This window comes from Mycolicibacterium austroafricanum (assembly GCF_902705885.1).
GTDB lineage: Bacteria > Actinomycetota > Actinomycetes > Mycobacteriales > Mycobacteriaceae > Mycobacterium > Mycobacterium vanbaalenii_A.
The window spans coordinates 43,918-65,237 of the sequence record NZ_CACSIP010000001.1; the positions used below are offsets into that span (position 1 = coordinate 43,918).

General features: G+C 68.1%; 24 protein-coding genes. 12 read left to right on the plus strand and 12 right to left on the minus strand.

Features of this window, described 5'->3' with window-relative positions:
• Window positions 1–288: 288 nt before the first annotated feature.
• From BEMPMBAN_RS00255 to BEMPMBAN_RS00265, 3 genes are all read left to right on the plus strand, one after another.
• Entirely contained in the window at window positions 289–609 is a 321-nt protein-coding gene (locus BEMPMBAN_RS00255; RefSeq protein ID WP_159228424.1) for a DUF732 domain-containing protein, read from the plus strand.
• 180 nt (window positions 610–789) lie between these two features.
• Window positions 790–1,419, plus strand: a complete 630-nt coding sequence (locus BEMPMBAN_RS00260) for a heme-binding beta-barrel domain-containing protein (RefSeq protein WP_159228425.1) — start codon at window positions 790–792, stop codon at window positions 1,417–1,419.
• Window positions 1,419–1,715, plus strand: a complete 297-nt coding sequence (locus BEMPMBAN_RS00265) for a hypothetical protein (protein WP_159228426.1) — start codon at window positions 1,419–1,421, stop codon at window positions 1,713–1,715. The genes BEMPMBAN_RS00260 and BEMPMBAN_RS00265 overlap by 1 nt, the downstream gene beginning before the upstream one ends.
• A 265-nt stretch (window positions 1,716–1,980) precedes the next feature.
• On the opposite strand, the gene BEMPMBAN_RS00270 is transcribed toward BEMPMBAN_RS00265, so the two are convergent.
• Window positions 1,981–2,859, minus strand: coding sequence for an aminodeoxychorismate lyase (locus BEMPMBAN_RS00270; protein WP_159228427.1), 879 nt, complete (start codon window positions 2,857–2,859; stop codon window positions 1,981–1,983).
• A 51-nt stretch (window positions 2,860–2,910) separates the two neighbouring features.
• On the opposite strand from BEMPMBAN_RS00270, the gene ygfZ reads away from it, so the two are divergent.
• Both ygfZ and BEMPMBAN_RS00280 read left to right on the plus strand, forming a co-directional pair.
• Window positions 2,911–3,996 carry a CAF17-like 4Fe-4S cluster assembly/insertion protein YgfZ gene (gene ygfZ, locus BEMPMBAN_RS00275; RefSeq protein WP_159228428.1) on the plus strand — a complete coding sequence of 362 codons (1,086 nt, stop codon included), beginning with the start codon at window positions 2,911–2,913 and terminating at the stop codon, window positions 3,994–3,996.
• Between the two features lie 130 nt (window positions 3,997–4,126).
• Complete coding sequence (locus BEMPMBAN_RS00280; RefSeq protein ID WP_159228429.1) at window positions 4,127–4,312, plus strand: DUF3073 domain-containing protein; 186 nt, start codon at window positions 4,127–4,129, stop codon at window positions 4,310–4,312.
• 12 nt (window positions 4,313–4,324) lie between these two features.
• On the opposite strand, the gene purM is transcribed toward BEMPMBAN_RS00280, so the two are convergent.
• Together purM and BEMPMBAN_RS00290 are read right to left on the minus strand one after the other, a co-directional pair.
• Window positions 4,325–5,398, minus strand: a complete 1,074-nt coding sequence (purM, locus tag BEMPMBAN_RS00285) for a phosphoribosylformylglycinamidine cyclo-ligase (RefSeq protein ID WP_159228430.1) — start codon at window positions 5,396–5,398, stop codon at window positions 4,325–4,327.
• A gap of 57 nt (window positions 5,399–5,455) precedes the next feature.
• Window positions 5,456–6,073: a DUF2461 domain-containing protein gene (locus BEMPMBAN_RS00290; RefSeq protein WP_159228431.1), complete on the minus strand. Its 618-nt coding sequence runs from the start codon at window positions 6,071–6,073 to the stop codon at window positions 5,456–5,458.
• A 148-nt stretch (window positions 6,074–6,221) separates the two neighbouring features.
• Here BEMPMBAN_RS00290 and BEMPMBAN_RS00295 point away from each other — a divergent pair, with 148 nt between their 5' ends.
• Window positions 6,222–7,193 (plus strand): NAD(P)H-binding protein, encoded by a 972-nt coding sequence (locus BEMPMBAN_RS00295; RefSeq protein ID WP_159228791.1) that lies wholly within the window; start codon window positions 6,222–6,224, stop codon window positions 7,191–7,193.
• A gap of 22 nt (window positions 7,194–7,215) precedes the next feature.
• On the opposite strand, the gene purF is transcribed toward BEMPMBAN_RS00295, so the two are convergent.
• Both purF and BEMPMBAN_RS00305 read right to left on the minus strand, forming a co-directional pair.
• Window positions 7,216–8,748 carry an amidophosphoribosyltransferase gene (gene purF / locus BEMPMBAN_RS00300; RefSeq protein WP_159228432.1) on the minus strand — a complete coding sequence of 511 codons (1,533 nt, stop codon included), beginning with the start codon at window positions 8,746–8,748 and terminating at the stop codon, window positions 7,216–7,218.
• Window positions 8,749–8,934: 186 nt separating this feature from the next.
• Complete coding sequence (locus BEMPMBAN_RS00305) at window positions 8,935–9,327, minus strand: sterol carrier family protein (RefSeq protein ID WP_200845816.1); 393 nt, start codon at window positions 9,325–9,327, stop codon at window positions 8,935–8,937.
• 16 nt (window positions 9,328–9,343) lie between these two features.
• On the opposite strand from BEMPMBAN_RS00305, the gene BEMPMBAN_RS00310 reads away from it, so the two are divergent.
• Window positions 9,344–10,546 carry an MCE family protein gene (locus BEMPMBAN_RS00310; protein WP_200845817.1) on the plus strand — a complete coding sequence of 401 codons (1,203 nt, stop codon included), beginning with the start codon at window positions 9,344–9,346 and terminating at the stop codon, window positions 10,544–10,546.
• 41 nt (window positions 10,547–10,587) lie between these two features.
• On the plus strand, window positions 10,588–11,016 hold the full coding sequence (locus BEMPMBAN_RS00315; protein WP_159228435.1) for a PPOX class F420-dependent oxidoreductase: 429 nt from the start codon (window positions 10,588–10,590) through the stop codon (window positions 11,014–11,016).
• Here the strand turns inward: BEMPMBAN_RS00315 and BEMPMBAN_RS00320 are convergent.
• The 5 genes from BEMPMBAN_RS00320 to BEMPMBAN_RS00340 are packed head-to-tail and all read right to left on the minus strand — an operon-like array spanning window position 11,000 to window position 17,312.
• A complete protein-coding gene (locus BEMPMBAN_RS00320) occupies window positions 11,000–11,632 on the minus strand; it encodes an Rv0804 family intramembrane glutamic endopeptidase (RefSeq protein WP_159228436.1) in 633 nt (210 codons plus the stop codon). The genes BEMPMBAN_RS00315 and BEMPMBAN_RS00320 overlap by 17 nt on opposite strands.
• Window positions 11,632–13,302, minus strand: a complete 1,671-nt coding sequence (locus BEMPMBAN_RS00325; protein WP_159228792.1) for an alpha/beta hydrolase — start codon at window positions 13,300–13,302, stop codon at window positions 11,632–11,634. Before BEMPMBAN_RS00325 ends, BEMPMBAN_RS00320 begins: the two co-directional genes overlap by 1 nt.
• A gap of 47 nt (window positions 13,303–13,349) precedes the next feature.
• Window positions 13,350–15,668, minus strand: a complete 2,319-nt coding sequence (purL, locus tag BEMPMBAN_RS00330) for a phosphoribosylformylglycinamidine synthase subunit PurL (protein ID WP_159228437.1) — start codon at window positions 15,666–15,668, stop codon at window positions 13,350–13,352.
• Window positions 15,669–15,693: 25 nt separating this feature from the next.
• Window positions 15,694–16,041: a VOC family protein gene (locus BEMPMBAN_RS00335; protein WP_159228438.1), complete on the minus strand. Its 348-nt coding sequence runs from the start codon at window positions 16,039–16,041 to the stop codon at window positions 15,694–15,696.
• 14 nt (window positions 16,042–16,055) lie between these two features.
• Window positions 16,056–17,312 (minus strand): M18 family aminopeptidase, encoded by a 1,257-nt coding sequence (locus tag BEMPMBAN_RS00340; protein WP_159228439.1) that lies wholly within the window; start codon window positions 17,310–17,312, stop codon window positions 16,056–16,058.
• Between the two features lie 52 nt (window positions 17,313–17,364).
• On the opposite strand from BEMPMBAN_RS00340, the gene BEMPMBAN_RS00345 reads away from it, so the two are divergent.
• The 3 genes from BEMPMBAN_RS00345 to BEMPMBAN_RS00355 are packed head-to-tail and all read left to right on the plus strand — an operon-like array spanning window position 17,365 to window position 19,614.
• Complete coding sequence (locus tag BEMPMBAN_RS00345; RefSeq protein ID WP_159228440.1) at window positions 17,365–18,390, plus strand: Dyp-type peroxidase; 1,026 nt, start codon at window positions 17,365–17,367, stop codon at window positions 18,388–18,390.
• A complete protein-coding gene (locus tag BEMPMBAN_RS00350) occupies window positions 18,387–19,184 on the plus strand; it encodes a family 1 encapsulin nanocompartment shell protein (RefSeq protein WP_159228441.1) in 798 nt (265 codons plus the stop codon). The genes BEMPMBAN_RS00345 and BEMPMBAN_RS00350 overlap by 4 nt, the downstream gene beginning before the upstream one ends.
• A gap of 37 nt (window positions 19,185–19,221) precedes the next feature.
• Complete coding sequence (locus BEMPMBAN_RS00355) at window positions 19,222–19,614, plus strand: DUF3052 domain-containing protein (protein WP_159228442.1); 393 nt, start codon at window positions 19,222–19,224, stop codon at window positions 19,612–19,614.
• A 14-nt stretch (window positions 19,615–19,628) separates the two neighbouring features.
• Here the strand turns inward: BEMPMBAN_RS00355 and purQ are convergent, their stop codons facing one another.
• Together purQ and purS are read right to left on the minus strand one after the other, a co-directional pair.
• Complete coding sequence (purQ, locus tag BEMPMBAN_RS00360; RefSeq protein ID WP_159228443.1) at window positions 19,629–20,300, minus strand: phosphoribosylformylglycinamidine synthase subunit PurQ; 672 nt, start codon at window positions 20,298–20,300, stop codon at window positions 19,629–19,631.
• Window positions 20,297–20,539: a phosphoribosylformylglycinamidine synthase subunit PurS gene (gene purS, locus BEMPMBAN_RS00365; protein WP_200845818.1), complete on the minus strand. Its 243-nt coding sequence runs from the start codon at window positions 20,537–20,539 to the stop codon at window positions 20,297–20,299. Before purS ends, purQ begins: the two co-directional genes overlap by 4 nt.
• 79 nt (window positions 20,540–20,618) lie before the next feature.
• On the opposite strand from purS, the gene BEMPMBAN_RS00370 reads away from it, so the two are divergent.
• The gene (locus BEMPMBAN_RS00370; RefSeq protein ID WP_159228445.1) at window positions 20,619–21,272 is read left to right on the plus strand and encodes an MBL fold metallo-hydrolase; all 654 of its coding nucleotides are present in this window, start codon (window positions 20,619–20,621) and stop codon (window positions 21,270–21,272) included.
• Window positions 21,273–21,320 lie beyond the last annotated feature (48 nt).

A 21,320-nucleotide genomic window follows, 5' to 3' on the forward strand; every position in this document is an offset into this window, starting at 1 on the left:
CGCCTGACGACGCAGGAGTCAGGCAATCAGAGCTCGCCTGACGACGCAGGAGTCAGGCAATCAGAGCTCGCCTGACGACGCAGGAGTCAGGCAATCAGAGCTCGCCTGACGACGCAGGAGTCGGGCAATCAGAGCTCGCCTGACGACGCTGTGAAAACGCTGCAAGATCGGCTGGTGTCGGCGAAAATGTGTTGACCCCGCGCTGCTCGGCGCGGGTCAACCCATCGGTTCAGCGGTCCGCCGCGCAGACCGGTGCGCGGCTCGCCGCGGTTACCTCTAGGACCGACCATGAAGATCATGTTCGCCTGTGCCGCGGCAGCGGCCTTCAGTGCAGTTGCCCTGGGCGGCGCCGCCGTCGCCGTCGCGGACCCGGAGGGCGACTTCCTGACGGTCGTCGCCGACGGGGGCATCACCTGGCCCTCGGACAAGACCGCTCAGGTGATCGAGACCGGTTATGCGGTGTGTCAGGACTGGGCCAGTGGGGTCACCTTCGAACAGGAAGTCGCCGACCTGACCAGCGTGACCTCCTGGTCGGACTACCAGGCCGGTTATTTCATCGGGGCGGCCACAGGTGCGTTCTGCCCCGAGTACGAGCACTTGATCGGCTGACCGCGCCGGCACCGTGGGCCGCCGAAAGGCCCGCACTCCCGGCGGCTAGACTTCCTGCCGTGGTCCTGTTCTTCGAGATCCTGCTCGTTGCGGCCGTTGTGGTGATCACATGGTTCGCGCTGTACGCGGTCTACCGGCTCGTCACTGACGAGTCGTGACCCTGCGCACGCGAGGAGCAACATGACGTCCGGCGACGACGCGGTCGCCGCGGCTGCCGAACGCGCCAGAGAAACTGCCGCACGCAACATTCCGGTGTTCGGCGACCTTCCGCTTCCTGCCGACACAGCCAACCTGCGCAAGGGTGCGAACCTCAACGATGCGCTGCTGGCGCTGCTGCCGTTGGTGGGTGTCTGGCGGGGTGACGGTGAGGGCCGCGACACCCACGGCGACTACCGATTCGGTCAGCAGATCGTGGTGTCCCACGACGGCGGCGACTATCTGAATTGGGAAGCTCGCTCCTGGCGGTTGAACGACGACGGTGTGTACGACCGGCCCGCACTGCGCGAGACCGGCTTCTGGCGTTTTGTCGACGACCCGAACGACGCCGGCGAGTCGCAGGCGATCGAACTGCTGTTGTCGCACTCCGCGGGCTACGTCGAACTGTTCTACGGCCGGCCACTCACCCAGTCATCCTGGGAATTGGTCACCGACGCACTTGCCCGCAGCAAGTCCGGCCTGCTCGTGGGCGGGGCCAAACGGCTGTACGGCATCGTCGAAGGTGGCGACCTCGCCTACGTGGAAGAGCGCGTGGACGCCGACGGTGGACTGGTCCCCCACCTGTCCGCCCGCCTGACCAGGTTCGTCGGCTGATGGGTCGGCTGTCGAAGGTCGCGGCGTTGGTCGCAGCGGGGGTCACAGTGGCGGCCTGCGCTGCGCCGGCAGACCCGCCGAGCGGTTCGACCCCGGAGCCGACCTCGAACTCGGAGTCGACCTCGACCTCGGTGAAGCCCAGCGTGGGCCACGGATCCCTCGCCTACTGCCTGAGCCAGCACGGGATGCCGGCACCACCCGGCCCGACAGCCGACGCGCCCCCGGGCGTGGACCCCGCGGCCTGGGAGCAGGCCATGGCCGAATGTTCGTCGCTGGCACCGGGTCCGGCAGGCTGACCACCCGACAACGCTCGTCGAGCCGCCACCCCCCGGACATGGAGCGGCCCCCGAGCCGTTGTTCCTGGTCGGACAAGACCGAGGGGCTCGGGGGCCGGGTGACTGCGGGGATTTCGCCAGCGCGCACAGGTGCGTCAACGGCCTCCCGGCGCTGCTAGCTCGCAGCCACCTCACATGTCCATAAGTCACTCAATTTCTCGGACCACCTCCTTCCCTGTGTACAGGCGAAGGTACTCGCGATGCGGCAGCGCGACAAGGGAATTAATCACGCGCGATCGGACAGGATCGCGGCGTCGACCAACGCCGAGATGTCGTCGGCCAGCGGCGTCGGCGCCAAAAGGGCGCCGTCGAGCGTGTGCACCCGCGCCGCCAACGTGATGCTCGACACCAGCCAGACTCCCTGCGCAGCAACCAGATCGGCCGATGTCAGCGCCTGGTAGTCACAGTCATAGCCGCTGCCGCGCGCGACCTCGAACAGCGCCTGCTGGGTCGTGCCCCGGAGGATCGGATACCACGGCGGCGGGGTCAACAGGCAGGTGCGGCCGTCCGAACCCGAGGTGGCGATGACGACGGTGGAGCGCGGCCCCTCCAGAATGAGGCCGTCGGTGCTGACGAAGACTACGTCGCCGGCGCCGTGACGCGCGGCGTGCCGCAGCGCGGCCATGTTCACCGCGTAGGACAGCGTCTTGGCGCCCGCGAGCAGCCAGGGCATCTCGTCGATCCCATGGGCGGACATTCCCCGCTGCAAGGTCAGGGCCGCCAACCCGGCACGCCGGACCTCTGACACCCGCGCAGGCACTGGGCCCACCGTCACGTAGGTGGTGCCCGCTGTGTCGGCGCCACCTTCCCGACCTCGGCTGTACACCAACCTCAGCACACCTTCACCGCCGCCGTCGGCGAGCCAGGTCTGCACTGCGACCTCGACCGCCGATCGCCACCGCGGCAGGTCGGGGGGCGCCAGGTCGAGCAGGTGTGCGGAGTGGGCCAGCCTGCCCAGGTGGGCTTCGAGCAGGCAGGGCCTACCGTCGCGGACCAGCAGGGTCTCGAAGATCCCGTCGCCACGCACGGCAGCCAGATCGTCTGCGTGCAGAAGCGGCGCCTGCGGATCGTGAAGTTTCCCATCCAGAGTGACCACCACCGCCATGGGCCGAAAGCGTAGCCGGGTCGGCCTGCCGGCTGACCGTAGAGTTGAGCTATGTCTTCGACCACTTCCGGGGTGCCGGCTCCCACCACCGGACCCGACGCAGGCGCCACCTGGCACTACGGCGACCCGTTGGGCGAACAGCGGGCGGCGGCGCAGGGCGCGGTCCTGATCGAGCGCTCCCACCGCGCCGTGCTGGCGCTCACCGGCGCCGAACGCAAGTCCTGGCTGCACAACCTCACCACCCAGCACGTCAGTGATCTTCCCGACGGTGTCGTCACCCAGAATCTGAGCCTCGACGGGCAGGGGCGTGTGGAAGATCACTGGTTGCAGACCGAGCTCGAAGGTGTCACATTCCTGGACACCGAACCCTGGCGCGGGGAACCGCTGCTGGCCTACCTACGCCGGATGGTGTTCTGGTCCGACGTCACCGTGGAGCCCGCCGACCTGGCGGTGCTGTCCCTGCTCGGGCCTCGGTTGGCCGACACGCCGGTTCTCGAGACCCTGGGTCTACCCGAACTGCCCGCGGAGGGGACGGCGACGGCCCTGGCAGAGGGCGGTTTCATCCGCCGCCTGTGGGGGCCGGCGATCGAGGTCGACGTGGTGGTGCCTCGGTCCCAGGTCGCCGGGTGGCGTGACCGTCTGGTGGCGGCCGGAGTCCGGCCCGCAGGGGTATGGACCTACGAAGCCCACCGGGTGGCCGCGCGCCGTCCCCGCCTCGGTGTGGACACCGACGAACGCACGATTCCCCACGAGGTCGGCTGGATCGGTCCCGCCGTACACCTGGACAAGGGGTGCTATCGCGGCCAGGAAACCGTCGCGCGAGTCCATAACCTGGGAAAACCGCCCCGGATGCTGGTGTCGCTGCACCTCGACGGAGACGGCGACCGACCCGCACCAGGCGACCCGCTGCAGGCCGGCGGCCGCACGGTGGGCCGGTTGGGCACTGTCGTCGACCACGTCGACGACGGGGTGATCGCGCTCGCCCTGGTCAAGCGCGGCCTGCCTGCGGACACGGCACTCACCACCGGGGGTGATGTCGCGACAGCGGCTGCCATCGACCCCGATTCGATGCCGTCCACGGACGGGGTCGGCGCGGGCCGGTTGGCGGTCGAGCGGCTGCGCGGGGGCGCCCGTTGACGACGTGCGGCCAGGGTCTGCCAGCGCCCCGGCGACGGGCACGGTAAAGTGTTGGCAGGACAATAAACACACTCAGATCGGAGCCGCCTGTTGATTGGGCCGCTCCGTAATTGCGCGAGGGGGTTCCCCCATGGGCCGCGGCCGGGCAAAGGCAAAGCAGACCAAGGTTGCACGTGATCTCAAATACAGTTCACCGCAGACCGACTTCGAGCGGCTACAGCGCGAGCTGTCGGGTTCGCCGGACGACGATCGCCTCAACGGCAGCGACGTACCGGCAGACGACGGCTGGGTAGACGAGGACGACTGGCGGCGCTAGGCCGCCCCCTTCTCAGAACCTGGGGTGCTGGCCCACGAGCACAGCTCGTGCGGCGTCCTTGCTCCCCTTTTCGATGGTTCCCAGGGTCCAGCAGTTCAGGTGGCGGGCAGTGAGCACAGCCAGCGCGCGGTCGGTGTCCTCCGGCGCGACGACGGCGACCATTCCGACGCCCATGTTGAACGTCTTCTCCATCTCCACCCGGTCGATGCGACCGCGCTGGGCGATCATGCCGAACACCGGTGCGGGCGTCCATGTGCCCCGGTCGAGCTCGGCCACCAGACCGTGCGGGATGACCCGCTCCAGGTTTCCGGCCAGCCCGCCACCGGTGACGTGGCAGAAGGTCCGCACCTGGGTCTCGGCCGCCAGCGCGAGGCAGTCCTTGGTGTAGATGCGCGTCGGCTCCAGCAGTTCCTCACCCAGGGTGCGCCCGAACTCCTCCACATGCCCCGCGAGGTTCATGTGGTCGATCTCGAGAAGCACGTGGCGGGCCAACGAGTAGCCGTTGGAGTGCAGCCCGGTCGACGCCATGGCGATGATGACGTCGCCGGGCCTGACCCGGTCGGGGCCCAGGACGTCGTCGGCTTCGACGACACCCACGCCGGTGGCGGAGATGTCGTAGTGGTCGGGGGCCATCAACCCGGGATGCTCTGCTGTCTCGCCACCGAGCAGCGCGCACCCGGCGAGAACGCATCCGTCGGCGATGCCGGAGACGAGCTCGGCGACCCGTTCGGGGACCGTGCGCCCGACCGCGATGTAGTCCTGCAGAAACAGCGGCTCGGCACCGCAGACCACGAGGTCGTCGACCACCATCGCGACCAGGTCGATGCCGACCGTGTCGTGCTTGTCCATGGCCTGGGCGACGGCGAGCTTGGTACCCACCCCGTCGGTCGACGACGCCAGTAGCGGCTCGCGGTAGTCACCACGCAGCGCGAAGAGCCCGGCGAACCCGCCCAGCCCACCGCGCACCTCGGGCCTTGTGGCCTTCTTGGCTAGCGGCTTGAAGAGTTCGACGGCGCGGTCACCTGCTTCGATGTCCACCCCTGCCGACGCATAGGAAATGCCGTGTTGTTCGGCGCGCTCGGTCATCGAGAGCAAGGCTACCCCGCGTTTTGGTGGCGAACCGCTGCCGGTATGGGCCGGCCCTCAGCCGACGTTGCGAGCCAGCCACCCATTGAGCGGTTTGGCCGCGCGAAAGGTCGTCACCACACGATCCTTGGCCTTTCTGGTGCCGAGCCAGGCACCGACCGGCCAGGTTCTCATCATCGCGATGCCCTTGTGACGGAGCAGTTCGATCCGCTCATGGTCCTTCGGGTATCCCCGCGGAGCGGTCTTGAGGACCTCGTGGGCCATGGTCTGGTAGCCGTTGCGGTGCAGCTCGGCGACGATCGCGGCCAGTTCCTCACCCTCGGCGTCGGCGTCGACCGCGGCGCGGTAGCGCTGCAGCGATGCGGAGTCCGGCATGTAGAGGCCGCTTCCCGCCGACAGCCCGTCGGCGGAGAACGACACGTACCCGTCCCCGATCGTCGCCGCGCAGCTGGTCTTGTACGGCGTCTTGTCCGCGCTGAATCGAACGTCGCGGTAGGGCCGGAACAATCTGCCTTCGCCGAACTCGTCGGCCAGCTCAGCCACCAGTTCCTCCATCGGTGCCCGCACGTGGGTGTCGTAGACCGATCGATGCTCCTGCCAGTACACCTTCGAGTTGTCGGCCTCGAGACCTTCGTAGAACTCGACGGCCTCGATCGGCCATCCTTGAAACGCCACGACCTCATTGTGGAGGTGATCGGCGGGCGCCGGAGCCGAACAAGCTGCCCGTAACGGTTAGCAAATCTGCTCAGCGGGCACTCCACGTCGGCACCGGCAACGAAAACTCTTCGAGAGCGTTTCGCGGGTGACGACGAACGGAGCGGTAGTGGCAGCGCAGATCAGGTGCTTGGTGACCGGGGCGACCGGTTACATCGGAGGTCAGTTGGCGCCCGCGCTGATCGGGCGCGGCCACCAGGTGCGCGCGATGGCCCGCACCCCGGACAAGCTCGCCGACGCCCCGTGGCGGGACCGCGCCGAGGTGGTCCGAGGCGACCTGTCCGATCCGGACTCGCTGGTCGCGGCGTTCCAGGACATCGACGTCGTGTACTACCTGGTGCACTCGATGGGCACCTCCAAGGACTTCGTCGCCGAGGAGAAGCGCGCCGCGCAGCACGTGGTGAGCGCCGCCAAGGCCGCCGGCGTCAAACGCATCGTCTACCTCAGCGGTCTGCATCCCGAGGGTGAGCTGTCGCCGCATCTGGCGTCGCGCGCGGCCGTCGGTGACATCCTCATCGGGTCGGGCATCGAGACACTGGTGCTGCAGGCCGGCATCGTGGTGGGCTCCGGTTCGGCGTCCTTCGAGATGATCCGCCATCTGACCGACCGGCTGCCGGTCATGACCACCCCGAAGTGGGTTCACAACAAGATCCAGCCCATCGCGATCGACGACATCCTGTACTACCTGGTCGAGGCCGCGACCGCACCGGTACCGCGATCACGGACCTGGGACGTGGGCGGACCCGATGTTCTGGAATACGGCGAGGCCATGCAGGTCTACGCCGATGTCGCCGGGTTGAGCAGGCGCCTCATCGTGGCCATCCCGTTCCTGACCCCCGCGATCGCAAGCTGGTGGGTCGGTCTGGTGACGCCCATTCCGCTGGGGCTTGCCCGGCCGCTGGTCGCGTCGCTGGAATGCGACGCGATAGCCCTCGAACACGACATCGACACCGTCATTCCGCCGCCGGCCACCGGCTTGACCGGCTACCGCGACTCGGTGTCCCTGGCGCTGCAGAGTGAGCACCACCCCAAGGCCGGTCGCCGCATGTTGATGCGTTGGAGCCCCACGACGGCACAGTGACGTCCCTGTCGGGCCGGAGCCGTCAAGGGCGCCGCAGCGCCGAGACGTTGTCGTTGTCCACCTGCAGCGGGATACCGGTGCGGGCCGCGGTCTCGAGCATGTGCTCGATCACGTTCTTGCCCAGCGCGGTCTCCCCGGGAAGCTCGATCGGATACACGCCGTCGAAGCACGCCGCGCAGAGTCGCGACGCCGGCTGCTCGGTGGCAGCGATCATGCCCTGCCTGCTGATGTAACTCAGGGTGTCCGCGCCGATCGCCCGGCGCACGCCGTCGAGCATTTCGTCCTCGTTCGCCGAGTTGCTCGCGGCGTTGGCGATGAGCTCGGCGGGCGTGGCGAAGTCGATGCCGTAGAAGCACGGCCACTTGACCGGCGGAGACGCGATCCGCACGTGCACCTCGACGGCCCCGGCCTCGCGCAGCATCCGGATCAGCGCGCGCTGAGTGTTGCCGCGCACGATCGAGTCGTCGACGACGATCAGCCGCTTGCCGCGGATGACCTCCTTGAGCGGGTTGAGCTTGAGCCGGATACCGAGCTGCCGAATGGTCTGGGACGGCTGGATGAAGGTCCGCCCGACGTACGCGTTCTTCATCAGACCCTGCCCGTAAGGGATTCCGGAGCCCTGCGCGTAGCCGACCGCGGCCGGGGTTCCCGACTCGGGGACGCCGATCACCAGGTCGGCTTCGACGGGCGACTCCGCGGCCAGCCTGCGACCGATCTCGACGCGGGTGCCGTGCACCGAGCGACCCGCCAGCGTGCTGTCCGGCCGGGCGAGGTAGACGTACTCGAAGACACATCCCTTGGGCGTCGGGTTGGCGAAGCGCGTCGAACGGACACCGTCGGCGTCGATGGCGAGCAGCTCGCCCGGCTCGATGTCCCGGACGAACGCCGCGCCGACGATGTCCAGCGCGGCGGTCTCCGATGCGACCACCCAGCCACGGTCGAGCCGGCCCAGCGACAGCGGCCGCACCCCGTAGGGGTCACGGGCCGCGTAGAGGGTGTTCTCGTCCATGAAGGTCAGGCAGAACGCGCCGCGCACCGTCGGCAGCAGTTCCAGAGCGGCCTGCTCGAGCGACGAGTCCGCCGCGCCGTGGGCCAGCAGCGCACCCAGAATGTCGGAGTCGGTGGTGGCGGTGACGGCGCCGCGGTTGCCCATCAGCCCTTCGTCACGTGCGCGTGCAGCCAGTTCGGCGGTATTGACCAGGTTTCCGTTGTGGCCCAAGGCCACCCCGGTGCCGGCGGCGGTGTTACGGAAGACAGGCTGGGCGTTCTCCCACGTGGTGGAGCCGGTGGTGGAGTAGCGGCAGTGGCCGACGGCGACGTGGCCCGGCATCGCGGCCAGGGTCTGTTCGTCGAACACCTGGCTCACCAGCCCGAGATCCTTGAACACCAGCACCTGCGATCCGTCGGCGACGGCGATGCCCGCGGCCTCCTGGCCTCTGTGTTGCAGTGCATAGAGGCCGTAATAGGTGAGCTTGGCCACCTCCTCGCCGGGCGCCCACACCCCGAAAACTCCGCATTCTTCCTTGGGATCGTCTTCGGGTGGCACGTCGGTCACGATGGCTGCTCCCTGGGGGCGGGTGGGTGACTTCAGCAAGTCTACGGTGAACGCCGGGCGAAGGTGGAATCGCACGGCGGTGTCGTCGGTGAATTCCACAACGCCCGATTCAACGCCCGATTCAACAACGACGGCCCCGCCGACATTTCTCGGAGGAGCCCTTCTTCGGGTAGGCAGCCGCCTCGTTCAGTCGGGGAGGCGGACGACCGGCAGCACATCGGCGATCTCCGCTGCTCGGGTTCCCGACATCTGGAGTGCCCCGGCGGCGACCGCGTCGGCGACTGACAACAGACCGGTGGCCAGCAGCAGCCAGGTGCGTGGCGCGGTCTCGACCACATTGGGCGGGTTGCCGCGGGTGTGCTTGGGCCCCGCGATGCACTGCACGGCCACGAACGGCGGCACCCTGACTTCGACGCTGGCACCCGGCGCGTACTCGGCGAGCGTCCTGGCGGTCAACCGCACCGCATCGGCCAGGTCGGCGCGGGCGGGTTCGGCCACGCTGTCGTCGCGCAGCCAGTCGGCAACCGCTGCCACCGCGGCGCGGGTCTTTACCGGATCGACACTACGGCGGGCGGCCACAATCTATGGTCTCAAAGTGTCTGTCGACCGCGACGACCCGCCGTACAAGCTCGCGGGCGCGCTCTTCCTGGCGCTCACGGTCTGCGCCGGCACGCTGCTCTTTCTGCAGTTCCGTGGCGAGTTCGCGGAAAAGACCACGCTGACGCTGTCATCCCTGCGCGCCGGCCTGGTGGTGGAACCCGGCGCCAAGGTCACCTACAACGGCGTCGAGATCGGCCGGGTGGACCGGATCGAGGGGACGTCGGACCACGGCACCACCGGAGCCAGGCTGATGCTCGACGTCGATCCGGACTACGTGCGCTTCATCCCGGCCAATGTGGTGGCCGAGATCCGTGCGACCACGGTGTTCGGAAACAAGTACGTGTCCTTCAGCTCACCGAAGGACCCTGTCGCTCAACGTATCTCGTCTGACGATGTGCTCCAGGTCGCGACGGTGACAACCGAGTTCAACACGTTGTTCGAAACCGTCACCGAGATCGCCGAGCAGGTGGATCCGGTCAAGTTGAACCAGACCTTGAGCGCTGCAGCCGAAGCGCTGACCGGCCTTGGTGACCGCTTCGGCGAATCCCTGCTCGACGGCAACCGCATTCTCGATGAACTGACTCCCCAGCTGCCCCGGTTGCGTCACGACATCGAGCAGGTGGCGGCACTGGCCGACGTGTACGCCGCTGCGTCCCCGGATCTGTTCGACGGTTTGGCGGACGCGGTCACGACGGCACGGACGCTCACCGAGCGCTCAGGTGACATCGACTCGGCGTTGATGGCCGCACTCGGCTTCGCCGACGACAACACGGCGGTGTTCCGGCGCGCCGGGCCGTATCTGGTGCGCGGTGCGGCCGACCTGGTGCCGACGTCGATGCTGCTCGACGAGTACCGCGGCATGATCTTCTGCACCATCCGTAACTACGCCGAGGTCGGCCCGGAGATCGCACGCACCCTCGGCGACAACGGGTATTCGCTGCGGGCCGCGGGCACGGTGCTCGGCGCCGGAGATCCGTTCGTCTATCCCGACAATCTCCCGAGGGTGAACGCCAGCGGTGGCCCGGGAGGCCGACCGGGTTGCTGGCAGAAGGTCACCCGCGACCTGTGGCCGATGCCCTATCTGGTGATGGATACCGGCTACAGCCTGGCCCCCTACAACCATGCGGGGATCCCGCAGCCGATGCTCGTCGACTACGTGTGGGGCCGGCAGATCGGCGCCCCGACGATCAATCCGTGACGCTTGACCTGAACAATCGTTGAGGTTCTACGTTGGTCGACATGACCTTCACCGCATTCGAGATCGAGTTCATGAACCAGGCCGACATCGGCAGGCTGGCCACCATCCAACCTGACGGCACCCCGCAGAACAGCCCGGTCGGCTTCACGTTCAACGAGCAACTGGGCACCATCGACATCAGCGGATACGAGATGTCCCGCAGCCGCAAGTTCCGCAACCTCGCGCGAAACAACAAGGTGGCCTTCGTCGTCGATGACATCCCGTCCCGGGATCCGTGGCGGGTGCGCTGCCTGGAGATCCGTGGCACCGCCGTACAGGCACAGCTCGACGAAGCACCACGGGAACCCAACGGCGATCCGCTCGACCACGCGATCATCCGCATCACGCCGCGGCGGGTGATCAGCTTCGGGATCGACGACCAGACCACCGAGCCGCACCAGCTCGTCGCCCACGTCAGAAACGTCGGCTGACCCGCCCTTGGCTCTGAACAGCAAGCGCCCCAACGGCTCCCGCCTCGTTGACCGCCAGATGGGCGAGCATCGGCGCTGCCAGGCTGCCCGACTTCACGTACAACCAGTCGAAGACCCACCCGGCGGCGGCGGTGACCAGCACCGTGCCTGACACCGACGCCCCGGCCGCGCGGGCGTCGGGTACATGGGACAGCCCGAAGACCGCCGCGGCGACCAGCCGCCCGCCGGGCGCACCGAACGCCTGCCTCGCGGCGGTACCCAGCGCGGCCCGGTAGGTCACCTCCTCGGTCCACACCGTGCCGACCGGGATCCGCACCAGCAGCCAGTGACCGGCCGACCCCGGCAGCGTGCGTTCGGCCATTCCGGCCCGCACCGGCCGGATCACCGTCCCCGCCGCCACGGCGAGCACTACCGGCGCAGCGACCGCCGAGCCCCACCGCAGTCCCGCCCACAGCTCAGGAGGCCGCAGACCATGCGACGCACCGCTGGCCACCGACACCGACGTGCCGAAAGCCGCGTGCGGAATCGGGTTCCACCGCAACGGGATTCGCGGCTTCGTCGCACTCCACCCGATGAGCACCGCCGCCAGCGCAGCCGTCCTGAGTTTGTCGCGCACTATTTCAGGCTGTCGTAGGAGCCGTCCCGCTCCAACGCCAGCCGGATCCGTTCGGTATCAGCCGGTGTCCATCCCGGCGGTGCGGCGACGCCCACCCAGCCGTCGAGGATGAAGTCGCCGTAGTTGTGCCCGTGACCGCCTGGCACCGACGCAGCGTTCGTCAGATCGGCCGCGACCTGCCAGAACGTGATGATGGGATACCACCGCATGGACGACGTACGGTCCCGCCCCGGCGGCTCGGCAAGCCAGTCCGGACGGCTGAACAGCAGATCCGGCGACCACCAGACGATCGGGTCGGAGGCGTGCTGCAGGAACAGCACCCTGGTTCCGTCCCACGGAGCTGCGGTGTCGGCGGCGATCTCAGTGGCGCTGTTGCCCTGGGAGAAGCGCACGGTCCTACCGCCGTCGTAGCGAGGCTCCACCTCGGGAGTGCCCGGATCGCGGCGCGCCGTGATCGCCCGCCACAGCGGGCTGGCGTTGGGTGGGCCGACCCAGAGCACCGAGGAGAAGCCCATACGGGAGATGTCGGGCAGCCAATCGAATGCGCCCTGGCCCGCCATCGAGCCCAGACTCTCGCCATAGAGCAGCAGCCGCGGACGCTGACCGGGCGGCAGCTCAGCCCACCGGTCGTGTACCGCGTCGATCATCAGCCGGCCGGCCTGCATCGACTTGCGCTGGTCACCCAGGACCGAGATCCAGCTCGGCAGATACGAATACTGCGATCCGACGATCGCGGTGTCGCCGTTGTACATGAGCTCCAGCGCGCTGGCCGCGATCGGGTTGACCCACCCGGTGCCGGTCGTCGGGACTATCGCGAGCACCTCGCGCTCGAAGGCGCCCGTGCGCTCGAGCTCGCTGAGCAGCACCGCCATCCGGGCTTCGTCAGTGTCGGCGGTCTGCAAACCCACATAAGCCCGGATCGGTTCCATGGCCGGGCGCCCGTTGATCCGGGCCAGTTCCTCGGCGTCGGGTCCGCCCGCGACGAAGCTGCGACCTTGGTACCCGAGGGAGTCCCACGATGCGAAAGACTTAGGGCTGCCGGATCTCTCGGGTTGCTGAGGCTGGACCACCCCTTCCCGCGTTGTGGTGTTCTGCGGCTGGAACACTCGGTTGGCGCCGGCGAGGAAGCCTCGCAGCAGCACACCGTTGACCAACGTGATCACCAGGACCACGACGATGGCGGTACCGACGAACAGCGCCACCTCGTCGGACAACCGCCAGCGGCGGATGAGCATCCGGGCCATGGTCTTGATGATTTCGAGCAGCACCCGGGCGACGGCGACGCAAACTCCCGCGACCGCCACCGCGATCACAAAGGTGCGCAGATAGGTCAGGGTGCTGGGGCCCTGCATGCCCATCAGCGAGGAAACCTGACGCTGCCATGCGGCCGCCGGGATCACCATGAGCACGCACGCCGCGACCGACAGCACCACGGTGACCGTCTTCAGCGTGTAGGAGACGACCGAGGACGGTGGCCACCAGCGACGGCGCGCCAGGAGGAATCGGCGCACCATCTTCGACACGAATACCCCGATGCCATAACCGATTGCTGCGGTCACACCGCCGATCAGTCCCTGGAACAGCCAGTCCCGAGGCAGCAGCGACGGGGTCATCGACAGGCAGAAGAACAGCGCGCCGAACGCGGCGCCGGTGAAATCCAGGCGCAGCATCCGAAAAGCCCAGAGATAGAACGGATGTTCCTCGTGGACTTGTGCGGTCACCCGAACAACCCGGGCAGCACGCCCTCCGACGTGCGCCGCAACTCCTCCAGGGTCACTGTGAACTGGCCCTGCACCTCGATGGTCGCCTCGGCTCCGTCGGGTCCTTCGTCGACGACCCCGATGCGGGTGGCCGGCAGCCCGCGGGCCTGACACATCGCGGTGAACCTGCTCTCCTCGGTGCGGGGCACCGCGACCAGCACCCGGCCCGCCGACTCGCTGAAGAGGAAGACGAACGGCGCGGTACCTTCCTGGAAGCCCTCGGGAAGCACCAGGCGGCAACCGGTTTCGCCAGTGAGCGCCGCCTCGACGACAGCCTGGATCAAGCCGCCCTCGGACAGGTCGTGCGCGGCGGACACCAGACCGTCGCGCGATGCCGCGGTCAGCACGTCGGCAAGCAGTCGTTCCCGTTCCAGGTCGACCACGGGGGGTACACCACCGAGGTGGTCGGCGGTGACCTGAGCCCAGATCGAGCCGTCGAACTCGTCGCGAGTCTCGCCCAGCAGAATCAGCGACTCACCGGGTTCGTTGCCGAACGCTGGAGGAAGACGTCGGCTCACATTGTCTAAGACACCGAGCACACCGACCACCGGGGTGGGCAAGATCGGGGTGGTCCCGGTCTGGTTGTAGAAGCTGACGTTCCCCCCGGTAACCGGAATGCCAAGTGTCGCAGCGCCATCAGCCAGTCCGCGGACAGCCTGCGAGAACTGCCACATCACCCCTGGATCCTCGGGAGAGCCGAAGTTCAGGCAGTTGGTCACCGCGATCGGAGTGGCGCCGGTGACCGCGACGTTGCGGTAGGCCTCGGCCAGCGCGAGCTGGGCGCCGGTATACGGATCGAGTGCCGTGTAGCGGCCCGACGCGTCGGTGGAGATCGCGACGCCGCGCCCGGTCTGCTCGTCGACCCGCAGTACACCGCCATCGGCGTTCTCCGCCAACACGGTGTTGCCACGGACGTAGCGGTCGTACTGCTCGGTGATGAACGCGCGACTGCACAGGTGCGGGCTGCCGACCATGTCGAGCAGCGTCGCGCGCAGCTCGGCTCCGCCGGACGGCCGCGGCAACGACGCCGACGTGTCGGCGTTGAGGGCGTCCTGCGTGTCGGGCCGCTGCACCGGCCTCTCGTAGACCGGGCCCTCGTGCGCGACCGTGCGCGGCGGCACGTCGACGACGGTCTCACCGTGCCAGGTGATCTCGAGCCGGTCGCCGTCAGTCACCTCGCCGATGACGGTGGCCAGGACATCCCATTTACGGCACACGGCCATGAAAGCGTCGACATTGTCCGGGGTGACGACCGCACACATTCGTTCCTGGGACTCGCTGGAGAGGATCTCGGCGGGCGTCATGTTGGTGGCTCGCAGTGGCACCGTGTCGAGCTCCACCCGCATGCCACCGTCACCTGCGGATGCGAGTTCGGAAGTGGCACAGGACAACCCGGCGCCACCAAGATCCTGGATGCCGACCACCAGATCGTTGGCGTAGAGCTCGAGGCAGCACTCGATCAGAACCTTCTCGGTGAACGGGTCACCGACCTGAACACTCGGCAGCTTCTTGCGGCCGGAGCCGCTCTCGTCGCCACCGAAGGTCTCCGAGGCCAGCACCGACACCCCGCCGATACCGTCTAGACCGGTGCGGGCCCCGAACAGAATGATCTTGTTGCCGGCACCGGATGCGAACGCCAGCTGCAGATCCTCTTTGCGCAGTACGCCGACGCACAGCGCATTCACCAACGGATTGCCCGCGTAGCAGGCGTCGAACACCGTCTCACCGCCGATGTTGGGCAACCCGAGGGAGTTCCCGTACCCCCCGACACCGCGCACGACGCCGTCGAGGACGCGCCGGGTGTCCGGGGCGTCGGCGGCACCGAACCGCAGCTGGTCCATCACCGCCACCGGCCGGGCGCCCATCGCCATGATGTCGCGGACGATGCCGCCCACGCCGGTGGCGGCGCCCTGGTACGGCTCGATGTAGGAAGGGTGGTTGTGGGACTCCACCTTGAAGGTGACCGCCCAGCCGTCGCCGATGTCGACGACGCCGGCGTTCTCACCGATACCGGCGAGCATCGCCTCGCGCATCTTGGCGGTGGTGGTCTCGCCGAAGTAGCGCAGATGCACCTTGGACGACTTGTAGGAGCAGTGTTCGCTCCACATCACCGAGTACATCGCCAGCTCGGCGTCGGTGGGCCGACGTCCGAGGATCTCGCGGATCCGCTCGTACTCGTCGTCCTTGAGCCCCAGCTCACGGAACGGCTGGGGTTGGTCAGGCGTCGCGGCCGCCCGCTCGACAGTGTCTACCTCTTGGGTCAGCCCAGACGTCACCGAAACAGTCTAACGGCGCGGCCGATCAGCCCCCGGCGACGCAGAACGCGTTGCCCTCGGGGTCTGCCAGCACCACCCAGTCGAACTCGGGCCCGAAGCTGTGCCGGCCGGTTTCCCGGGCTCCCAGACCGACCAGGCGCGCCACCTCGGCTTCCTTGTCCGCGGAGTGGAAGTCCAGGTGCACCTTGTTCTTGCCCGGCGTCGGGTCCGGCACCCGCTGGAAGCCCAGCGCCGGGCGTCCCTCGCCGGTGACCATCACGAATTCTCCTGGTGCCACGGCGTTCACGTCGCCACCGGCAGCCTTGGCCCACCAGTCGGCAAGCCCGTCGGGGTCAACACAATCGATGGTGATCATCTCGATGCCAAGTGCCATACGCCGACCCTAGATCAGGCCGGTGACAAAAACGCCTGAAGTGCAGCGGAGTAGGCGGCGACATCGGAAGCCCCCATGACCTCGCGCGCCGAGTGCATCGCCAACTGGGCGGCTCCGACGTCCACGGTGGGGATGCCGGTACGCGCCGCCGTCATCGGCCCGATCGTCGACCCGCACGGCAGGTCGGCGCGGTGCTCGTACCGTTGCAGCGCCACCCCCGCCTGCGCACACGCCAGTGCGAACGCCGCAGCGGTGCGGCCGTCGGTGGCATACCGCAGGTTGGGCTGCACCTTGAGCACCGGTCCCGCGTTGACCTCGATGAGGTGGCCGGGCTCGTGCCGTTCCGGGTAGTTCGGGTGGGTGGCGTGCGCCATGTCCCCGGAGGCGACCATCGATTCCGGCAGCCGACGCAGGAAGTCCTCCCGCCCGCCCCCGGCGGCCAGCGTGAGCCGTTCCAGCACCGTCACCAGCAGGTCGGACTGGGCGCCGTGGCCGGACTGGGAGCCCACCTCCTCGTGGTCGAAGAGCACCAGCACCGGCGCGATACCGGACGGCGGTGCCGCCAGGAACGCCTCCAGCCCCGCGTAGCACGTCGCCTGATTGTCCAGGCGCGGCGCGCTGAGCAGGTCACCTTCGGCACCGACCAGCCGCGACGGGTTGATGTCGTGTGTCATCAGATCGGCTCCGAGCACGTCCTCGACGTCGACCCCGGCCCGCGCGGCCACGTACGCCGGGAACGACCTGGCGCCGCTGCCCACCCCCCAGACCGCGTTGACGTGCCGCTGCGGGTTGAGCTCGACGGCCTTGCGGTCCTCGGCGAGGTGGATGGCCAACTGGGGCACCCGCAGGATCGGCTCGTCGATCTTGACCAGCTGGTGGGTGACCGTGTCGCCCCTGCGCACCGACAGCCTGCCGCTGATCCCGAGGTCGCGGTCCAGCCACGAGTTCAGCCACGCGCCGCCGTAGGGTTGCAGCGCCACCACCTGCCAGCCCGACACGAACCGGTCCGGATGCTGCTTGACCCTCAGGTTGGGGCTGTCGGAGTGGGCGCCGACGACCCGGAACGGCGAGCTCGGATCCCCGTCGGACCGCCACGCGATCAGCGAACCGGCCCGCACGGCGAAGTGGTCGCCCGACGCCGGCCACGGCTCGCTCTCGGACAGTTCGCCGAACCCGGCCGCGCGCAGCCTCGCCGCTGCCGTTTCACAGGCGTGGAACGGCGAGGGCGACGCGTCGATGAACTCGCACAGGCCCTGCGGAGTTGCAGACATGTTCTCCATCATCGTCGATCATCGGCGATGATCTTGATCTAGGGTCAGACGCGTGCCCGCTCCCCTGCCGCAGGCGATCCTCGCGCCCCTGACCCCTGCGGCCATCTTCCTTGTCGCAACAATCGACGAGGGTGGCGAACAGACCGTTCACGATGCGCTGGGTGACATCGCCGGTCTGGTGCGGGCGGTCGGGTTCCGCGATCCGGCCAAGCGGCTGTCGGTGGTGACGTCGATCGGGTCGCACGCCTGGGACCGGTTGTTCTCCGGCCCCCGCCCCGCCGAGCTGCACCCGTTCGTCGAACTCGCCGGCGGACGCCACCATGCCCCGTCGACCCCCGGGGATCTGCTGTTCCACATCCGTGCGGAGTCGATGGACGTCTGTTTCGAGCTGGCGACCAAGCTGGTGGCCGCGATGGATGCGATCACCGTCGTCGACGAGACGCACGGCTTCCGGTTCTTCGACAACCGCGACCTGCTGGGATTCGTCGACGGCACCGAGAACCCCGACGGCCCGCTGGCCGACAGCGCCACCCAGATCGGGGACGAGGACCCCGACTTCGCCGGCGGCTGCTACGTCCACGTGCAGAAGTACGTCCACGACATGGCCTCCTGGAATGCGCTCACGACCGGCGAACAGGAACGCGTGATCGGCCGCACCAAGCTCGACGACATCGAGCTCGCCGACGACGTCAAGCCCGCGGACTCACATGTGGCGCTGAACGTCATCACCGACGACGACGGCACCGAGTTGAAGATCGTGCGACACAACATGCCGTTCGGCGAGATCGGCAAGGGCGAGTTCGGCACCTACTTCATCGGCTATTCGCGCTCCGCGGTGGTCACCGAACGGATGCTGCAGAACATGTTCCTCGGTGACCCGCCGGGAAACACCGACCGCGTCCTGGACTTCTCCACCGCGGTCACCGGATCGATGTTCTTCACCCCGATCACAGATTTCCTCAACGACCCACCGCCGTTGCCCGATTCGACCGTCGAAGGCGAGGTGGTCACGACGGTGACTTCCGCCGACAACGACGGGTCCCTGACGATCGGCAGCCTGAAAGGACAACCTCAATGAACAACCTGTACCGCGAGCTGGCACCGATCACCGAGGCCGCCTGGTCGGAGATCGAGCTGGAGGCCACCCGTACGTTCAAGCGCCACATCGCCGGCCGCCGGGTCGTCGACGTCAGCGAACCGGGCGGACCGGTGACGGCCGCAGTGAGCACCGGACACCTGACCGATGTCGCCGCCCCCGGTGACGGGGTCATCGCCCACCTGCGTGACGCCCGCCCGCTGGTCCGGTTACGGGTGCCGTTCACCGTCAACCGGATCGACATCGACGACGTCGAGCGGGGATCTCAGGATTCGGACTGGGATCCAGTCAAGGAGGCCGCCAGGAAGCTGGCCTTCGTCGAGGACCGAGCGATCTTCGAAGGGTACGAGGACGCCCAGATCAGCGGGATCCGCACATCGAGCTCCTGCCCGAACCTCGCACTTCCCGAAGATCCCCGCGAGATCCCGGATGTGATCAGCCAGGCGCTCTCAGAACTGCGACTGGCCGGCGTCGACGGCCCCTACAGCGTGCTGTTGTCGGCAGAGGTGTACACCAAGGTCAGCGAGACCACCGCCCACGGTTATCCCATCCGTGAGCACCTCAACCGGCTGGTCGACGGCGACATCATCTGGGCCCCGGCCATCGACGGAGCCTTCGTGTTGTCCACCCGCGGCGGTGATTTCGACCTGCAGCTGGGCACCGACGTGTCGATCGGGTATCTGTCCCACGACGCGGACACCGTCGCACTGTATCTGGAGGAGACGATGACGTTCCTGTGCTACACCGCGGAGGCGTCGGTCGCGCTCACGGCCTAGTGCCCTGAGTGCCCCGGGCGCCTGAAATCGGGCGAACGTGTCCGGTACCCAGGCGCACCGCAAACTCGGGATCAATCCCGCCGAGCCGGTGGTCGTCAGGGGCTACCCCGGCTCGTATCCGGAGTTGTTCGACAGCGGCGTCGAGCTGCAGGTCACCGATGTGCTGGCGCCGGAGGCTGCGTTCATCCACTACTTCGCCACGAGGGAGGCCGACCTGGATGCCGACATACCCGTGCTCAAGGACCATTTGGCCAAGACCGGCGCACTGTGGGTGAGTTGGCCCAAGAAGACGTCCGGGGTCAGCACCGATCTTGACGGTAACCGGGTGCGAGCCATCGGCCTGGCCACCGGCCTGGTCGACATCAAGGTGGCGGCGGTCGACGAAACGTGGTCCGGGCTGAAGTTCATGTGGCGCCGCAGCGATCGTTGACGGCCGGTGATCGGCTAAGCCGCGAGCACCGCGTCCAGCGCGGAGTAGAACAGCCCGAGCCCGTCGTCGGACGGGCCGGTCAAGGCTTCGGTGGCGTGTTCGGGGTGCGGCATCAACCCGACGACACGGCCGTTGGCCGAACTGATCCCGGCGATGTCGCGCATCGAGCCGTTGAGGTTCTCCCGGTACCGGAACACCACGCGTCCCTCGCCCTCGAGTTCGTCGAGCACGTCCCGGCCGGCGACGTAGCGCCCCTCGCCGGACTTCAGCGGCACCAGCAGGTCGGCGCCCTTCTCGTAGCGCGACGTCCAGGCCGACGAGTTGGAGGCGACCTCCAGCCAGACGTCGCGGCAGATGAAGTGCAGCCCGGCATTGCGGGTCAGCGCTCCCGGCAGCAGACCGGCCTCGCAGAGCACCTGGAACCCGTTGCAGATCCCCAGCACCGGCATGCCGCGCCCGGCAGCGGCGACCACCTCGCCCATCACCGGCGCGAACCGCGCGATCGCCCCGCAACGCAGATAGTCGCCGTAGGAGAAGCCGCCCGGCACCACCACCGCGTCGACGCCCTTGAGGTCGGCGTCGGCATGCCAGAGGTTGACGGCTTCGGCCCCGGCGAGGCGCACCGCGCGGGCGGCGTCGATGTCGTCGAGCGTGCCGGGGAACGTGATCACCCCGACGCGGGTCATGCGCTGTCCTCCCGGCTGACGGTCCAGTCCTCGATCACGGTGTTGGCGAGCAGGGACTCGGCGATCTCGGCGAGCTTCTCGTCGTCGATGCCCTCGTCGACCTCGAGCTCGAACCGCTTGCCCTGCCGGACATCGGAGACGCCGTCGAAACCCAGCCTGCCCAGGGCGCCGACGATGGCCTGTCCCTGCGGGTCGAGGATCTCGGTCTTCGGCATGACGTGCACTACCACTTTTGCCACGGCGATCACTCTACCTGCGGCGACATCTGATCACCGGAGCGCGCGCACGCATCGCCCCGAAGCGGGTATGCATAAGGGCATGCAGCTCACACATTTCGGTCATTCCTGCCTGCTGGCGAGCTTTGCGGACGGTTCGGGCTCGCAGACGACGGTCCTGTTCGACCCTGGCACCTTCTCCCACGGCTTCGAGGGCATCAGCGGCCTGTCGGCGATCCTGATCACCCACCAGCATCCCGATCACGCCGACACCGAGCGCTTGCCCACGCTGATCGAGGCCAACCCTCAGGCGGCCCTCTACGCCGACCCGCAGACCGCCGCCCAGCTGGGTGCGCCGTGGCAGCCCGTCAATGTCGGCGACCAGCTGTCCATCGGCCACCTGACGGTGCGCGGCGTCGGCGGCACCCACGCAGTGATCCACCCCGAGATCCCGGTCATCGACAACATCTCCTACCTCGTCGGTGACGGTGAGCACGCCGCCAAGCTGATGCACCCCGGCGACGCGTTGTTCGTGCCCGGCGAGCCGGTCGACGTGCTGGCCACCCCGGCGGCGGCCCCGTGGATGAAGATCTCCGAGGCGGTGGACTATCTACGTGCGGTGGCACCAACACACGCGGTGCCGATCCACCAGGCGATCATCGACCCGGTTGCGCGACCCATCTTTTACGGGCGGCTCACCGAGATGACCGACACCGACTTCCAGGTCCTCGAACCCGAGAGCGGAACGCAGTTCTGATGCGAATCGGGCGCGCGAAAGCACCGTAGGTGTCGCTTTACGCGCCTG

Excerpts from the sequence above, each read along its gene's own strand:
- BEMPMBAN_RS00255 (WP_159228424.1), top strand. The coding sequence starts at position 289 with ATGAAGATCATGTTCGCCTGTGCCGCGGCAGCGGCCTTCAGTGCAGTT.
- purQ (WP_159228443.1), bottom strand. The coding sequence starts at position 20,300 with ATGACCCGCGTCGGGGTGATCACGTTCCCCGGCACGCTCGACGACATC.
- BEMPMBAN_RS00260 (WP_159228425.1), top strand. The coding sequence starts at position 790 with ATGACGTCCGGCGACGACGCGGTCGCCGCGGCTGCCGAACGCGCCAGA.
- BEMPMBAN_RS00280 (WP_159228429.1), top strand. The coding sequence starts at position 4,127 with ATGGGCCGCGGCCGGGCAAAGGCAAAGCAGACCAAGGTTGCACGTGAT.
- BEMPMBAN_RS00370 (WP_159228445.1), top strand. The coding sequence starts at position 20,619 with ATGCAGCTCACACATTTCGGTCATTCCTGCCTGCTGGCGAGCTTTGCG.
- BEMPMBAN_RS00270 (WP_159228427.1), bottom strand. The coding sequence starts at position 2,859 with ATGGCGGTGGTGGTCACTCTGGATGGGAAACTTCACGATCCGCAGGCG.
- BEMPMBAN_RS00340 (WP_159228439.1), bottom strand. The coding sequence starts at position 17,312 with ATGTCTGCAACTCCGCAGGGCCTGTGCGAGTTCATCGACGCGTCGCCC.
- BEMPMBAN_RS00350 (WP_159228441.1), top strand. The coding sequence starts at position 18,387 with ATGAACAACCTGTACCGCGAGCTGGCACCGATCACCGAGGCCGCCTGG.
- BEMPMBAN_RS00315 (WP_159228435.1), top strand. The coding sequence starts at position 10,588 with ATGACCTTCACCGCATTCGAGATCGAGTTCATGAACCAGGCCGACATC.
- BEMPMBAN_RS00265 (WP_159228426.1), top strand. The coding sequence starts at position 1,419 with ATGGGTCGGCTGTCGAAGGTCGCGGCGTTGGTCGCAGCGGGGGTCACA.
- BEMPMBAN_RS00325 (WP_159228792.1), bottom strand. The coding sequence starts at position 13,302 with ATGCTGCGCCTGGATTTCACCGGCGCCGCGTTCGGCGCGCTGTTCTTC.
- ygfZ (WP_159228428.1), top strand. The coding sequence starts at position 2,911 with ATGTCTTCGACCACTTCCGGGGTGCCGGCTCCCACCACCGGACCCGAC.
- BEMPMBAN_RS00335 (WP_159228438.1), bottom strand. The coding sequence starts at position 16,041 with ATGGCACTTGGCATCGAGATGATCACCATCGATTGTGTTGACCCCGAC.
- purM (WP_159228430.1), bottom strand. The coding sequence starts at position 5,398 with ATGACCGAGCGCGCCGAACAACACGGCATTTCCTATGCGTCGGCAGGG.